This is a genomic window from Sphingobacterium sp. UBA5789 (assembly GCF_002418355.1).
GTDB lineage: Bacteria > Bacteroidota > Bacteroidia > Sphingobacteriales > Sphingobacteriaceae > Sphingobacterium.
Map to the genome: position 1 here is coordinate 19,527 of NZ_DIDX01000006.1, position 15,890 is coordinate 35,416.

13 protein-coding genes are annotated in these 15,890 nt (G+C 39.7%); 3 read left to right on the forward strand and 10 right to left on the reverse strand.

Going from position 1 to position 15,890, the window contains the following annotated elements; all coding sequences use genetic code 11:
* From B4B65_RS16315 to B4B65_RS16325, 3 genes are all read left to right on the forward strand, one after another.
* Entirely contained in the window at window positions 1-999 is a 999-nt protein-coding gene (locus B4B65_RS16315; RefSeq protein ID WP_293916959.1) for an FKBP-type peptidyl-prolyl cis-trans isomerase, read from the forward strand.
* A 120-nt stretch (window positions 1,000-1,119) separates the two neighbouring features.
* The gene (locus B4B65_RS16320) at window positions 1,120-1,899 is read left to right on the forward strand and encodes a TatD family hydrolase (RefSeq protein ID WP_293916961.1); all 780 of its coding nucleotides are present in this window, start codon (window positions 1,120-1,122) and stop codon (window positions 1,897-1,899) included.
* Window positions 1,900-1,907: 8 nt separating this feature from the next.
* Window positions 1,908-2,930, forward strand: coding sequence for an asparaginase (locus B4B65_RS16325; protein WP_293916963.1), 1,023 nt, complete (start codon window positions 1,908-1,910; stop codon window positions 2,928-2,930).
* A gap of 58 nt (window positions 2,931-2,988) precedes the next feature.
* On the opposite strand, the gene B4B65_RS16330 is transcribed toward B4B65_RS16325, so the two are convergent.
* From B4B65_RS16330 to B4B65_RS16375, 10 genes are all read right to left on the reverse strand, one after another.
* A complete protein-coding gene (locus tag B4B65_RS16330; protein ID WP_293916965.1) occupies window positions 2,989-4,299 on the reverse strand; it encodes a bifunctional folylpolyglutamate synthase/dihydrofolate synthase in 1,311 nt (436 codons plus the stop codon).
* A gap of 12 nt (window positions 4,300-4,311) precedes the next feature.
* Complete coding sequence (locus B4B65_RS16335) at window positions 4,312-5,133, reverse strand: energy transducer TonB (RefSeq protein WP_201680564.1); 822 nt, start codon at window positions 5,131-5,133, stop codon at window positions 4,312-4,314.
* Between the two features lie 75 nt (window positions 5,134-5,208).
* On the reverse strand, window positions 5,209-5,619 hold the full coding sequence (locus B4B65_RS16340; RefSeq protein WP_201680565.1) for an ExbD/TolR family protein: 411 nt from the start codon (window positions 5,617-5,619) through the stop codon (window positions 5,209-5,211).
* Between the two features lie 31 nt (window positions 5,620-5,650).
* Window positions 5,651-6,352: a MotA/TolQ/ExbB proton channel family protein gene (locus tag B4B65_RS16345; protein WP_003000423.1), complete on the reverse strand. Its 702-nt coding sequence runs from the start codon at window positions 6,350-6,352 to the stop codon at window positions 5,651-5,653.
* A 36-nt stretch (window positions 6,353-6,388) separates the two neighbouring features.
* Window positions 6,389-7,456 carry a hypothetical protein gene (locus B4B65_RS16350; protein WP_293916970.1) on the reverse strand — a complete coding sequence of 356 codons (1,068 nt, stop codon included), beginning with the start codon at window positions 7,454-7,456 and terminating at the stop codon, window positions 6,389-6,391.
* Window positions 7,457-7,496: 40 nt separating this feature from the next.
* Complete coding sequence (locus B4B65_RS16355; protein WP_201680567.1) at window positions 7,497-9,227, reverse strand: TonB-dependent receptor; 1,731 nt, start codon at window positions 9,225-9,227, stop codon at window positions 7,497-7,499.
* A 6-nt stretch (window positions 9,228-9,233) separates the two neighbouring features.
* Window positions 9,234-12,275, reverse strand: coding sequence for a tetratricopeptide repeat protein (locus B4B65_RS16360; protein ID WP_293916972.1), 3,042 nt, complete (start codon window positions 12,273-12,275; stop codon window positions 9,234-9,236).
* Window positions 12,276-12,701: 426 nt separating this feature from the next.
* Complete coding sequence (locus B4B65_RS16365) at window positions 12,702-13,640, reverse strand: aspartate carbamoyltransferase catalytic subunit (protein WP_003011081.1); 939 nt, start codon at window positions 13,638-13,640, stop codon at window positions 12,702-12,704.
* A 27-nt stretch (window positions 13,641-13,667) separates the two neighbouring features.
* Window positions 13,668-14,213, reverse strand: a complete 546-nt coding sequence (gene pyrR / locus B4B65_RS16370; protein WP_003000438.1) for a bifunctional pyr operon transcriptional regulator/uracil phosphoribosyltransferase PyrR — start codon at window positions 14,211-14,213, stop codon at window positions 13,668-13,670.
* A 99-nt stretch (window positions 14,214-14,312) separates the two neighbouring features.
* Window positions 14,313-15,707, reverse strand: coding sequence for an APC family permease (locus tag B4B65_RS16375; protein WP_293916977.1), 1,395 nt, complete (start codon window positions 15,705-15,707; stop codon window positions 14,313-14,315).
* Window positions 15,708-15,890 lie beyond the last annotated feature (183 nt).

The window sequence follows — 15,890 nt, forward strand, 5'->3', positions numbered from 1 at the left end:
ATGAAGAAATCAATTCTATTATTATCAGCAGTTGCATTATTATCAACTGCTTGCCAAAACTTTAAAAAAGGGGACGGCGGTCTTGAATACAAAATAGTAAAAGACAACGGTGGCGACAAAGCCAAAGCAGGTGATTTGTTATCTGTAGATATGGTCATTACTTCAGACAGAGACTCTGTATTAAACAGTACGTACGAATTAGGTTTACCGCAAATCGTAAATATTGCACCAGATAGTATCCCGGGTCTTTACAAAGGAGATTACAACTCTATGTTCAAATTCTTAGGTGAAGGTGATAGCGCAGTATTCCGTCTGAATGTAGATACTATGGCAGCTAAAATGAGCCAGCCTAAAGTTGAATTCGCAGATAAATTTGTAACCTTTACAATCAAAGTCAGAAAGCATTTCAAAAAAGGTAACCTGACTGATTCTGCTCTTTATGCACAAATCAACAAATATTTTGAAGGTGAATTAGAAGGTTTGAAAAAATCTGAAGAAAGCAAAATTGCCGGATACATCAAATCTAACAAATTAGAGCCTAAGAAATCTGCTTCCGGTCTTCAGTACGTTATCAAAGATCAGGGTAAAGGTGTTAAACCTGCTATAGGTGATACTGTAGTTGTAAACTACACAGGATCTCTGACTTCAGGAAAAGTATTTGATACAAACAATGCTGAAGCGGCTAAAAAGAACAAACTTCACAATGCAATGCGTCAATACGAGCCTATCCGTTTCCGTATTGGTCATGATCCGGTAATTCAGGGTTGGACAGAAGGATTGCAGTTATTAAATAAAGGTGGTAAAGCTACTTTCATCGTTCCTTCTCAATTAGGATACGGCGAGCGTGGTGGTGGCGGTGCTATTCCTCCATATGCTCCTTTAATTTTTGAAGTAGAGCTAGTGGATGTTGTACCGGGACCTAAAACAGAGCCGGCACCTGCACAGGCTGCTCCTCTAAATGTAGCTCCAACTACACAGGCAGCTCCAACAACAAAATAGAAATTTAAAATTTTATTAATAAAAACACGATTTGGTTAACCAAATCGTGTTTTTTCGTTTATAATTAGGTCGTCTGTTCACAAAATGCTAAATTTAGCCACGATTTAACAGCATCTTAACATGCCTACTCCTTATATTTTAACAGATACACATACCCATCTTTATTATCACATTGGAACTCCGCTAATGGAGGAACAAATGCAACGATGCTTTGACCGTGGTATTGAACGTATATTTTTACCGAATGTAAATACCGAATCTATTCCAAAAGTAATGGATACGGTGCGTGCTTATCCTCAAAACTGTTTTCCAATGCTGGGTCTTCATCCCTGCGATGTAAAAGAAAACTATAGAGAAGAATTGTCCTCCATTGAAGAGGCTTTATCCAAACATAAAGTATATGCTATAGGCGAAATCGGACTTGATCTGTACTGGGATAAAACGACCCTGGATATTCAGAAAGAAGCATTCCGTATTCAGGTACAATGGGCTAAAGATTTGCAATTGCCTATAGATATACACTGCAGAGAAGCCTTTGATGAATTATTTGAGTTACTCGATGAACTTAAAGATGATAAGCTCTTTGGTGTCTTACATTGTTTCACAGGCACTTTAGATCAGGCCAAAAGAGCTATTGATCTTGGATTTGCATTAGGGATAGGTGGTGTAGTCACTTATAAAAAATCGGGTCTGGATGCTGTTGTAAAAGAAATCGATCTGGAACATATCGTCCTGGAAACTGACGCTCCATATCTGGCTCCGGTTCCGTTTAGGGGCAAGCCAAATGAAAGCAGCTATTTACATTACATAGCAGAGAAAGTAGCCGATCTACATGAAGTCGGGATCGAAAAAGTAGCAGCTGTCACCACAGCAAATTCAAAACGTATATTCGGAATATAAAATAAGACATGCATAATATCTTTATTATCTATACAGGCGGTACCATCGGAATGGTCAAAGACGAGCAGACCGGATCATTTGTACCTTTCGACTTTGAACTTATTGCCCGGAATCTGCCGGATCTGAGCCGACTGAATTATAAACTCACGGTACATTCTTTCACACCCATCATTGACTCCTCTAATATGAACCCCACCGTTTGGATTGAGATGGCTAATATTGTGAAGCAAAACTATGAGCACTATGACGGGTTTGTGATTCTTCACGGATCAGATACAATGGCATTTTCGGCTTCTGTTTTGAGTTTTATGCTGGAGGGATTACAAAAACCGGTTATCCTTTCAGGATCACAACTTCCTATCGGAGAAATCCGTACTGACGCCCGTGAAAATCTGATGACGGCATTGGAAATTGCATCTGCTCAGGAAAACGGAACGTCTCTTATTCAGGAGGTCTGTATCTTATTTGACAACAAATTATTCAGAGGAAACCGCTCTTTCAAATACAATTCAGCCAAATTTGAAGCTTTTCGCTCTCCAAACTACCCTGTTCTTGTAGAAGCCGGTATACACCTTAAGTATAACAATGAAGCCTTATTAGATAACAGATATAAACAATTTATCCTGCATACAAAACTGGATGACAGAGTGGCTGTATTGAAGCTCTTCCCGGGAATGAATGCCAATACGATCCGTACCATCCTGAATTCGGATGTCAGATCTATTGTCATGGAAACCTTTGGATCCGGTAATACGACTACAGATGAATGGTTTCTCGACCTGTTAAAGGAAGCAATAGATAAGGGTAAAAATATTCTGAATATCTCTCAATGTAAGGTGGGATCTGTCGAACTGGGACGCTATGAAACAAGTCAGGGACTGAAATCAATCGGAGTACTGAATGGGTATGATATGACCTTTGAAGCAGCAGTAACCAAACTGATGTACTTACAGGGAGAATTTGAAGATCAAAAAGATGTAGCGTACTGGATAGAAAAAGATATCCGGGGTGAGTTGACTGTAAATGATTAGGGAAATTTTACGATGATATCTTAAAAAGGAGTTGCTACTTGTTTAGCAACTCCTTTTCTTATACTTTATTTTCAAGAGCAGTTAAAACCTCTGCCACCACAAAATTACTACCTCCTATAAAAACCAAATCCCCTGCCTGATAAGCCTGTTTTGCCGCATTGAATGCCTGCATTACACTAGAGTAAGGTTTTCCCTTCAGACCATAGCTTAAAGCCGCAGCAGACAGTTCTTCTGCCGGCATCGCTCTGGGCATATCGGGGCTGGAGAAATAATATATGGCTTCTTTCGGAAGTAAAGGCAGGATATGTTCGAGGTCTTTATCTTTCATCGCTCCCATTACGATATGAAGTCTTTTAAAGGGTGTAAGCAGGAGATTCTTAAGAACTTCACGAATACCATCTTCATTATGTCCGGTGTCACAGATGATCAACGGATCTGTAGAGATTGTCTGCCACCTTCCCTGCAATCCTGTATATTGCTGAACATGGCTCAGGCCTTCCCGGAGCCGGTCAGAAGGAATACTAAAATTTCTCTGATTTAATTCATCAACTACCGCTAAAACACCCACTACATTTTTTAACTGATATGACCCCGTAAGATCAAGATCATATTGTTCTGTCAGAGAAGTTATTTTGTCAGTGACAGATACCTGCATACCAGAAAGATGCCGGGAAGTAATCGTTGCTTCCAATACATCCGATGCAAACCGGATCGGGGACTGTTTTGTCTCAGCGATCTCTTCAAATACCTGTGCTGTACGCGGATCTCTTTCAGAAATAACAACCGGGGTATTTGCTTTGATAATGCCAGCCTTCTCCCCTGCTATTTCCTGCAAGGTATCTCCTAACAGATTCATATGATCCATACCGATATTTGTAATAAGACATAGCTCCGGACGGATAATGTTTGTACTATCGAGACGTCCGCCTAATCCTACTTCGATAATGGCGACATCTACCTGAGCTTTTGCAAAGTAATTAAAAGCCATGGCGACCGTCACTTCAAAAAATGAAGGCTGTACTTTTTCTATAAGAGATTGCTGTGATTCTACGAATTCAATAACATTCTGTTCCGGAATAACTTCTCCATTGACCCGGATACGCTCTCTGAAATCAACTAAATGTGGTGAAGTATAGAGACCTGTTTTGTATCCGGCTGATGCCAATACCGAAGCCAGCATATGAGACGAGGATCCCTTCCCGTTCGTACCTGCAATATGTATAGATTTGAATTTGTCTTGAGGATTGCCTAATGCCTGGCACAGTGCGATGGTATTATTCAGGTCTTTCTTATAGGCAGAAACACCTTCACGGGTAAACATAGGTAATCGAGTATACAGATACTCGATTACCTCTTTATATGCTTTCATAGCAAATGAAACTTATCTAACTCTGAAGTTGAATACAATAACTCCTGTCTGCGAATCCGGTGCTTTTTCCAATTCATTCAAACGGGCACCCCGTACAGCTCTTTCACATTTTTCCCACAGGGAGCGGTCAGGCAATGTAGTTCCCTTAACGCCTGCCCGTGCATATGTAATCGTACCGTTAGGTGCTACACGAATTTCTACTGCAACTTTTCCGGACTGCTGACCTTTGTCATCAATATTTGGTCTTACAACAAAACGTCTGTTGGCAATCGATAACATCATATTGCCATCCCCTGATCCCCCTTCTCCATAATTCGGTGCCAAAGGATCTCCTAACTTGCTTCCCTGATTACCGGGAGTGGATCCGGTACCATCACCAGAGCCTGTTCCGTTATTTTTCTTTCCTTTGTACAGGGCATTCGGGTTGACAGCCGGGGTACTGTTTTTCTTCTCTGTTGTAGTCTCTGTTGCTTTTACTTTTACAGGTTTCTCTGTCTTGGTAATAGCAGGAGCATCATCTATATCCTGTGTCGCTACAGCATCATCAGAAACCTGCTGCGTAGGAGTTGGTGTAGGTGTTTCAGTCGGATCAATTTTATCCGGCTTTACATTATTAGCGTTAGGATCCATGGAAGGTTCCTCTACGCTCATATAATCATCTCCCATCCCTTCTTCCGAAGTACCGTAGTTGACTATAATACCTCCCATACCAATCTTTGGCAACTCCTTGCTGAACACAATGAAAAAACCTATAGCCACTAATATCCCCATAATTATGGAGGATATTCCTAATGCTTTAGGAAGGTTATTTTCTTCTTGAAGATGATAATGCATGATATAATAAAAATTAAAAAATCAAAATTAAACAGTCAAAAATCAGGCCCTTTGATCAGATAATATGTAATAATATTATTTATCTTTTCTCGGTTCTGTTGCTAATACTAACTTAATTTTTAACCTGTTCGCTACATCCATGACAGAAATTACATTCTGGATAGGAACACTGCTGTCTGCATAAAGCATAATAGTCAATTCTTCTCCGGATGCCATTCTTGATTGTATTAACGATTCCAGACTCTCGTATGGAACTATTTGTTTATCTACATGATACTGCAGATCACTTGTGATAGATACTGTCATGGTTTTCTTGGCCACAGACTGTTCTCCCGCACTGGATCTTGGTAAAAGTAATTTCACGACCTGAGGATTAGACACGGCAGAGGCCAACAAAAAGAATAACATCAGGAAAAACATGATATCATTCAATGCTGCAGTATGTACCTCGGCAGAAGGTCTGTTCCTTCTATTACGAATATTCATAATTAAATCCTTTTTAAAAGAGCCTTATAGCTTATGCTCCCGGTTCGTCTAATAAGTCAATAAACTCCACTGCATCCGTTTCCATTCTAAGGATCAGACGCTCTACCATCATGTTAAGTGCATGATATCCGATATATGCAAGGATACCTACAGTCAATCCCGATGCAGAAGAAATCATTTTAACATAAAGACCTCCGGATACCGAACCGATATCAATACCACCTACTGCCTCTACATCACGGAAAATCTGGATTACCCCGAAGATCGTACCTACGAAACCAAGCATCGGTGCAATACCTGCAATAATCCCCAAAATATTGATGTTTTTCTCCAGTTTAGATACTTCGATCTTACCGATATTCTCAATTGCTCCTTCTATATCTTTGATAGGACGACCTACACGCAAGAGACCTTTTTGCAGCATTCTTGATAATGGTGTATTACTGGAACGGCATACCGCTACAGCTGCATCCAGTTTACCAGACATCACATTGCTTTTGATTTGTGACATCAATCCGTTATCAAACTTAGACGCTTTGCGAATGGTAATATAACGCTCCAAAAAGATAACCAATCCTAAGAAAAACAAAAAGGCAATAGGCCACATAATCCATCCGCCTTTCATCAAAAGCTGGATCAGATTTGTTTCTTCCTGTGTCGCCATCTGTATAGGTTGCTGTGCTGCCTGACCTAACGAGTCTAATGCTAATGCTGTGTCTTGAATCAATGACATAATGCTATTTAAATATTTAATGTTCTAGTTTTCAGTTTAATTCTTTATCCGTTCATAGAAAGCCTGAGGTTCAATCGTCTCCTGAACGTGTTTCAGTTCTTTCTGTGCCTCTTCAAGTGTAGAAAATGATTTCCATACTACTTTTTTCCATTTCTTGGATTTCTTGCTTTCATGGATATAGACTTGTGTATATCCTTTTTTATGCATGGCATCTACCTGTTCTTTTGCCATTGTCCATCCTGCATGTGATCCGATAACGATCTGGTATTCATGTCCGGTTTGTGGTTCTTTCACTCCGGGATGTATATCTACACTATCCTTTGCCGGCACCTCATGAACCGTTGTATCTAACGGTACTAATGACGTCACTGTATCTTTTACCGGAGTCGAAGGAATTGTATCGCTCAATGTATCCTGATTTACAACAGGAGCAGGCGTCTGCGGCTTATTATAGTAGGTATCCCAATAGTATAGTCCTCCTATCAGACCAATTGCTATTACTGCTGAAATAATATACCAAATGGTGTTACTCGATCTTCGCTCATCTTCAAAAACAAACTCTTCTCTGACCGTATTCACGGGTTCCTGTATTACAGGAGTTGGCTGCTCTTTCTCTACAGGTACTACCGGTACTGGTATTGCGGGAGGCGTCAGCCCGGCTGGTATTATCTCCTGTGGTGGAATAATTTCTTTTTCTAAACTTCGGATCTTATCGTTTACATCCTGTATCGGTTCAAAATGAAATCCGGTAAGATCTAAAGGTTTAAATACATAAGTATTTCCATAGTTAACCAGATATCCAAGATCATCCAGTTTGGCCTGACCGGACTGCAATAACTCTTCTTTGATCTTGCTAACTTCCGTTTGAACAATGGCCTCTGCCTGATGACGGTCTACCTGTTGCTGCCGCTGCACATAGGTGACAAAGTCATAACCTGTATCTCCCTGTGTATCCAGTTCCAGATAATTGATAGGCGGTAAAAAAGCATTGCGACTTTGATCAAAAGTCGCAGGAGTATGTTTTCGCTTAAAGACACCTATTCCATCCACCTTTACTTCGGTGTGTCTTTTCAGTACATGATTTATGCTTTTTCCTAAATTCATCCTTATCAATATCGTTGGGACGCAAAGTTACTATTTTAAATTAAAATGAGTAATTAAGCCCTCCCAGTATATTAAATCCTAAACGCGGATAGTACTGGTAGCGTTGGTATTCTTTATTGAATATATTATTTGCTTTCACAAAGATCCCTAAATGTTTAGTTGCGCGGTACTCTGCTCCGGCATTCAGGTCAAAGAAAGAGGGTAATGTTACTTTCTTATATCCTTGAGAAATATCTACTGTACTTCCATTGACGGTGTATGTATATTCACGTGCATATGTATCTCCCTGGAACAATGCCTCTGCATCGATATACAGTTTTTCAGAGATGTTGAAACGTGCGTTTGCTGCCAGTTTCATTTTAGGCATATGCCATGCTTCTTCTTCCTGTTGCATAGTATACTGATCAATATTCAGACGACCACCTAAATTGACCACATCCGATAAACGAACATTGATCTCTCCCTGTAAGCCGAAATATTTAGCAGCATCTTCTCCCAATCCGTCGTAAACAAGATCAAAACGATAAGGTGTTTCTCTGTTATTGACAAATAAAGGAAGTCCCTCGATCTGTTTATACATTACCTGTACCTTATAGCCAAATGTTGCTCCGGCATTTCCTTTAATACCTCCAAAGAAATTCAATCTTTCTATAGTATTGATCATGCTCAGATCCGGGCTCAGGTAAGGATTTTGATTGGTGAATGAGCGCAAAGATGCTTTTTTGACGTTTCCATTTACACCCCCGAACAAATGAATATATTCAGGAACTAAGGAGAAGTCTACTTCCGCAGAAGGGAAGACATTGAACCGGGAAGAATCCCCGAATTCTGATACTAAATTAGCACCCAATGTAATCACATAATTATCGCCTTTGAAGCTGATGTAAGGATTGATACTGGCAACAGAGTTTTTTGTTTTTCCATCTACATTATCTGTACCGTTAATGCTATTTACATCTACACTAAGATTGGCTCCGATATTGAATGCGCGCATTCTTTTGTTCAGGTAACCGGATAATGCGATAGAGTTTTCCTTAGCGGCAAACTGATCTTTGTATGTATAAGCATCTGCTTTTGCGGAGTAGCTCAGTGCATTTTCATTATTCGCATCGTAGTTGCTGGTCAGCTCTCCGGTGAAATAGATATCATTGAAAGCCTGTTTTTCCGGATCCGGATTCAGTGATACTCCGTTTACATCCAATGGATTTCCGTAAAAGCGGGTCGCATAACGATTATACCCCACTAATCCGTCAACGGTAAACGCATCATACACACGTCTGCCAAATACACCGACTTCTTGTTTCGAAAAGCGTTGGTTTTCAATATCACCCTTTTGGCTCAGATGCTTCACAAAACCACCTATTCTTACATTTTCATATTGATCATAGGAGAAATAACCCTCCCCAAGAATAGTATTAAAATTACCAATACCTAATTTCACATAATTGCTGGTCTGATCATTAATCTGAGAAAAAGGAGTTTCCTTAACATCCAGTTTGTAAAGACCGGTATTGATATCCAATTTTTTATCTACCACATTTCCGTATGTTAATTTTGGCATGTAGCTTCTTTTGTTGGTCATGTCAGGACTACGACGGATTTTCACCGCATCTGCAAGAATAGGCTTATAATCTCGCACAACATCAAACGAATCAATCGTTACTGGTTTTTTGTCTGTAGGCTCTTGCTGAGCAAATCCATTAAAACCTGCGCCTAATAACAAGGTTACTACGGCACATTTCTTAAACACAGTATTTTGCAACTTCATCATTATTTCCTATTTCTTTGTTGTATTTAATTTTTGTAATTTTTCTTTAGCAGTTTTCAGAATACCATCTTCCTTATTTTCGTAGTTATCGATGATACTCTCTAAAGTTGATTTTGCCTGGAACGCATCTCCCTTACCAGTATATGCATCTGCCATCAAAATAAATCCTTTTGCTACCCAATAGTCATACGAAGAAAACGTATCTGAAATATCAAAAGCAGATTTAATTGCTTTATCGTATTCTTTGGCTTTCAGCTGCTGCTCAGCCACTAAGTATCTCGCTTCTGCTCCTGTTGCTGTCTTACTTTTCAACGCAGCAAGATTCAGCTCTTTGGTTGCTTCAGCAGGCTTGCTTGTTGCCAGGTATGCTTTTGCAGCATAAAGATGTGCTGTACCTATTTCTTCTTCTGAAGACTTTTCATAGTTTTTGACTAATGTAGCATAGTTCAATGTCTCCTTGTAATCTCCGATATTGAAATAACTTACCAAAAGATTATTGATTGCGTACGCATAATTAGACTTGTATTCTGAAGTCAGTTCCAGTTTTTTCAATTGCTGTACAGCTTCATTGTATTGTTTTTGCTTCAGGTACAACTGAGAAACACTGACTAATGCACGTTCTGTATAAGCACTTGTCCAGTCATTCAGAATAATGTTGTAATCGTGTAGTGCTTCTTGATTTTTACCCAAAGCTGCGTTACTCTCTGCACGGATAAATCGAGCATATTTTTCCTGAATAGGTTTCGGGAATTTATCAAAATATGCATTCACTGCTTCCACCGAACCCTGATAATTACCTCTGGAGAATAGTGTAGTTGCCGTAGAGAATGCACGGGAATCTTGTTCTGATGTCGAAAGATCTCCGATATTTGTACCTGTTGCATAACGGATATATCCTGTTGCATCTCCTTTATCCAGGTAAATATTTTCAATCGAACGCATTGCTTGCTTAGCCTCGTCTGTAGTAGAATACTGATCTACCACACGTTGGAACGTTTTTAAAGCAGCATCATTATTATCCTGATTATACTGTACCAGACCGATAGTCACTAAAGCACGTGGAACGTAGCTGCTTCTAGGGTATTTTTCCACCATTGCTTGCAGTCCTGAAATCGCCTGATCATACTGTCCCAATGTAAAGTAGGTGTACGGAATCTCAAAAGCCACATCATCTGCATAGTTGGACTTCGGATACTTTTGTACTACAGATTGCAGGGTAGCAATCTTACCGCTGCTATTTCCTTGTAATCCCTGAATAACACCACGCTGGAATAAAGCATAATCCTGACTTTGTGCTTTGGAATTGATCAGCTTGTCATACTCAGTCATGGCACGACCGTAATTCTTGAGTGAAAAGTACGAATCTGCCAGACGGGCAATAGCATCATTACGGGTATTAAGTTCGATCCCCTCTTTGCCGCCCATGGAAAGAAAACGTTCAAAGTAGTTTGCTGATGTATTGTAATTTTCATTTCTGAAAGCTGCATATGCTAACGCATAATTTGCATAATTATAGACATCTGTATTTCTGGCTGCAGGAAGACTCAGAAATTTGTTAAAATTAGCGGTTGCCTCTTTATATTTTCTGACCTCATACATCGCCTCTGCTTTCCAGTAAATAGCCAATGCATTGATCTCTTCATCATAACGGTTAGCTTCAGAACGCATAAACATGGATATTGCATTTTCAAATGCACGCTCATTATAGTATTCCAAACCGCGGTAATAAGTTACTTTCTGATAAGCCGCATTAGCTTCTTTACCTCTTTTCTTAACAGACTCCAATACATCCACCGCAGCCCGGTAATTCTTCGTACTCAACAGAATCTCGGCATACAATGTCTGTGCTTCTTCATTACGTACATTGTTTGGATAGGTCTTCATGTATTCCTGAATGGCATCCAAAGCGACCTGATGAAACTCCAGTTCATAAGACAACTTAGCATAATTGAAAAGTCCTTCTTCCTTCAGTTGAGGATCAAAGTCTAATTTTGATCCACGGAAAAAAGCATTACGCGCACTTTGTTTATTTCCCTTTTTCAGGAAGGCATCACCTAATGTGATCATGGCACTTTGGTAATAAGCATCCGGTTCGGTCATTTTTTCGAGCTCCGTGATTGCTTTATCATAATCACCCAGCTTGTAATTTATATAACCGATCTGGTAACTGTCCTGATTATTCTGTGTTTTGCCCTGATCCTGAGCCTGGAATTTATCGTAATATTCTTTCGACTTTTTCAGATCACCTTTGATAAAGTACGTCGCTGCAATAACACGGAACATATCTGTTTCGTTATCTTGTTTCGTTGTCTGCAGGATTGGCAGCGCATAGTTCAGTACATCATCATATCGCTTGTCCAGAAAGTATAGCGCTGTGATATAATACGGGTAACTGCTTTCATAGGTTTTTGATCCCTGAAGACGTTCAAATTCATTAAGTGCAGTTTTATATTCCGCATCCAGATAGCACAAATATGCGTAGTAATAGATAGATGCTTCCTGATATTCACTTTTTTGGTCTTTCAGTGATTCAAATACAGGTTTTGCAGAAGTATAATCTTCTGTCATAAACCGGGAATATGCTAATTTAAAACGGTACTCTGTATTTTCGGCACCGGCCAGATTTTTACCATCAATCTTAGTAAACCATTCGATGGCTTTTTTATAGTCTTTTTTCGCATAATACGAACGGCCTATCTGGAAATATGCCGCTTTAGAATTAGGACTTGCCGGGTAATCTTTGATATACTTCAAAAATCTTCCTTCAGCATCCGAATCTCCAAGCTCCAGCGCACAGATTGCCTGGTAGTAGCGTACATTCTCTTTTAGCAGCGTTAACTCTTCATTTTCATCTAATTGCAAAGTAGATTTGGTCCTGATCTCTTCCACTTTATCAAACTGTTTGGATGCTGAACTGAATTTCCCTCTCTCAAAAAGCTCCATACCGGACTTGAAGGCTTTATTCAGATCTTGCCAGGCCGTTTGCTGCGCAAAAACCGGCGTGGTCATTAAACTCAGAGCAATACCTACTTTGTAAATATTTTTATTCATAATAACGAAGTAATCTTTTTCTATTAAATCTTCTTTTTTGCGGGTGCAATACGGCTTTGAAAGTATACTTTTTCACAACGCGTACTTGCGGGATACACCTATTTCAAAATACTAAATTAGAACTTCATAAGCAAGTTTTCCTCAAAAGTTATTAACACCTGTTAGGAACTGATACTATAACGTACATTTAACAAAAAAAATATACCCTTTCAAAAAAAATCAGCAGGATATTTCTTTTCCTTATCGTTCCCCTTATATCTTCCTTTACAAAGACAATCAAAGCGCTAATTACCCCTTAAACATCGTATTAAATATCTTATGAATAGCGGAAAATTAAGATGATAAAATCTTTAGACATCTCTGTAAAATCAAACGCCACTGGCTTAGGGCCAGTGGCGTTTGATCATATCATTATTTTGAGTTTTATTATCCTCTTTTACCTGCTAATAAATAGAGTACAGCCATCCGTACTGCAACTCCGTTTTCGACCTGATCAAGGATAATAGAATGTTTACTGTCGGCAACATCAGAAGTGATCTCCACACCCCGATTAATAGGGCCAGGATGCATAATGATGATTTCTTTATCCAATGAGTCCAGGATTTCCTTATTTAATCCGTAAAGCATGGAATATTCACGCAGAGAGGGAAAGTAAGCAATATCCTGACGTTCCAGTTGTATACGCAACATATTGGCAACATCGCACCAGTTGAGTGCTTTCCTAAGATCATGCTCAACTTTTACGCCCAAAGACTGTATATATTTCGGAATCAATGTTGTTGGTCCGCAGACCATTACCTCCGCACCTTGTTTCTGAAGACAAAGAATATTAGATAAGGCTACACGGGAATGCAGAACATCTCCTATAATCGCCACTTTACGCCCTGCAACATCTCCGTAACGTTCACGAATAGAGAACGAATCTAACAATGCCTGTGTCGGATGTTCATGTGCTCCATCTCCCGCATTAACAATCTGTGCATCCACATGCTTGCTCAGGAATACTCCAGCTCCAGCATAAGGGTGTCTCATTACAATCATATCGACCTTCATTGCCAAAATATTATTGACCGTATCAATCAGTGTTTCCCCTTTACTCACCGACGAAGAGGAAGCGGCAAAATTGATAGTATCCGCAGAAAGTCTTTTTTCAGCCAACTCAAACGACAGTCTTGTGCGTGTGGAGTTCTCAAAAAACACATTGGCAATAGTAATATCTCTAAGAGAAGGCACTTTCTTAATAGGACGGTTTAGGACATCTTTGAAGTTCGCAGCGGTATCGAGAATCAAATTAATATCCTTTTCATTCAGATCTTTTATTCCTAAGAGGTGACGTGTACTTAGTTGTTCTGCTGAAGATGACATTTATATCAAGTTATAGAGTTGTAATATTTATTTTTTTTCTGTCAGTAATGTAATGCTGTCCATACCGTCTACCTCTTCCCAGTTTACTGCAACTTTCTGTGAGTCGATGGAGTCTACCTGTATGCCGATATAATCGGGTTCAATAGGTATCTGACGGGAAAAACGGCGGTCTACCAATACCAGTAATTCTATTCTTTTGGCTCTTCCGAATGCCTGAATAGCATCCATAGCAGAACGAATGGTACGCCCTGTCCATAGCACATCATCTATAAAAATGACATTTTTACCTTCTACAATAAAATCTATCTCTGTACTGTTGGCCAGGAGTGGGTTAGAACCTTCACGTCTGAAATCGTCACGGAAGAATGTTATATCCAGAATACCTGTAGGAACCGGATGGCCCAGCATAATTTCCAATTCTTTGGATAAACGTTTAGCTAAATACGTGCCCCTGGGCTGAATACCCACCAATGCTGCATTTGAAAAATCACCATGATTTTCAATCAATTGTTGGCAAAGTCTCTTGATTGTAATTTGAAATTTGGGACCGTCTAATAAAATCGACTGTTTCATTAAAGGAATATTTAGGCAAACCTACCATTTTTTTTGGAAAAAGAGTAATCTGCTCTTGTTTTTTCCTGTATAAAATCAATCGCTGTAAAAAGGTTACACTTATCCGACATCCACTTTTTTGCGTCTGTTAATAAAATAGTACACCGGTACACCGATTAAGACCAGAATAAATCCCGGCCACGTATACTGCGGTTTGAAAACGATCAACAGTATACAGAAAGCAGTTCCTATCAGTAAGTATAAAACAGGCGTCAACGGATAAAGGAACGTTCGGTAAGGTCGTTCCAGATTTGGCTTTTTCCGTCTTAACCACATGACTCCAAATACGGTCAGCATGTAGAAAAGCACAATCACAAAAGATATCATATCCAACAGATCTCCATACTGTCCGCTCAGACATAATAAGGAAGCCCAAATCCCTTGAATCCAAAGTGATTTTTCAGGAACACCATGCTTATTATTGGTGATTGCCAGACGCAGAAACAAACCATCCTTGGCCATAGTCTGGAATACCCGCGCACCGGAAAGAACGATACCATTGACACAGCCGAATGTGGAGATCATAACCAGAATAGCCATAATAATTGTTCCACTATGGCCAAGTATCTTTTCAGCGGCTGCTACTGCGACCCTGTCATTCTCTGCAAACGCAATTTCATCGCGACCTAATGCAGCCAGATAAATAAAATTACAGAACAAATAAAGCACCATCACCAATGCTGTACCCATAACCATAGCACGGACAACATTTCGCTTTGGATTATCAATCTCTCCAGCTACAAATGTCACATTTTCCCAGGCCACGCTGCTGAATACCGCACCAACCATCGCTGCTGCCACTCCTCCCATGACCAGACTCCCTGAAATCTCTTTCCAGCCTTCTCCTTTAAGATTCTGAAACGCCTGAAGACCATATGCCAGGTTTTCGGTAAAAAAGTTTTGCCGGATCATAAAGATACCGCCAACAATCAGGACGACTAAAGCTAGGATCTTGGAACTCGTAAAGATGGATTGCACAATTTTTCCGCTCTGTACTCCCTTTGTATTGATAAAGGTAAGCAAGAGTATAATAGAGATCGCTATAATCTGAATCAAGGTAATCTTAATAGTTCCGTACTGCAATATTGGAGCAGCATTATTTAACTCCGGAATCAGATAGGCTGTAAACTTACCAAAAGCCACAGCTACAGCTGCAATAGTACCCGTCTGGATAACGGTGAACAGGCTCCAACCATATAGAAACCCTGTCATTTTTCCAAAAACCTCTGTAAGGTAGGTATACTGCCCTCCGGCTTTTGGGAATAGAGCAGATAATTCGCCATAACATATTGCTGCTGCAACGGTCATTACCGCTGTAATTAACCATACAATAATCATCCACCAACCAGACCCCAGTTGTCGCATAATATCAGAAGAGACAATAAAAATACCGCTACCGATCATTGATCCCATTACGATCATGACAGCATCCCAAAGCTTTAATTGATTTTTCATTTTGTAGGTTTATGGAACTAAACTTACAAATATTCTCCAACTAATCTCCAACTTTTAGTTTATTTTCCCATATACTGTATATTCCTGTCGCCTAAAATTACAGCTGTTAGCGGCTGTGTCTTCCAAACAATAGAAATACAACATCTGAACTTTACCTTCTTCTTAGAGATGAGATCGACCCGA